This window comes from Pseudomonas sp. 43(2021) (assembly GCF_017490805.1).
Classification (GTDB): Bacteria; Pseudomonadota; Gammaproteobacteria; order Pseudomonadales; family Pseudomonadaceae; genus Aquipseudomonas.
The window spans coordinates 1-470 of sequence record NZ_JAFGYJ010000419.1 but is presented as its reverse complement, the minus strand read 5'-3'; the positions used below and the strand labels follow the sequence as shown (position 1 = coordinate 470).

The 470-nt window shown below is 60.4% G+C and carries 1 protein-coding gene; it reads right to left on the bottom strand.

From position 1 onward, the window contains the following. Window positions 1–470: mechanosensitive ion channel domain-containing protein (locus tag J5M71_RS27950; protein WP_207838818.1), on the bottom strand; the 470-nt coding region annotated here is incomplete at both ends.

The following is a 470-nucleotide window of genomic DNA, read 5'->3' as shown; positions in this document are numbered from 1 at the left end:
GTACTTGAGGAACGGGTCTTCGCGGATCGAATCGCCGGCCTCGCGGATCAGCTCGATGGCTCTGTCGACATCGGTGTCGTAGGTGAACTGCACCGAGAAGAATGCGAAGGCGAACTGGCGTGATTGGTTGGTCACAGCCTTGATCTGGCCGAACGGCACTGAATGCACAAAACCCTTGCCGTCGCGCAGGCGCAAGGTGCGAATGGTCAGGCCTTCCACCGTGCCAGCGTGGCCGGAATCGAGCACCACCCAGTCGCCGATCGACAGGGTGTCTTCGATGATGATGAACAGCCCGGTGATGACGTCCTGCACCAGTTGCTGCGAACCGAAACCGATCGCCAGACCGACCACGCCCGCACCGGCCAGTAGCGGCGCGACGTTGATGCCGAGGTTGGCCATGGTGGTAATCGCGCAGATCACCACGAGGATGATTTTGATCGCATTGCGCAGCAGCGGCATCTTTTCCACGT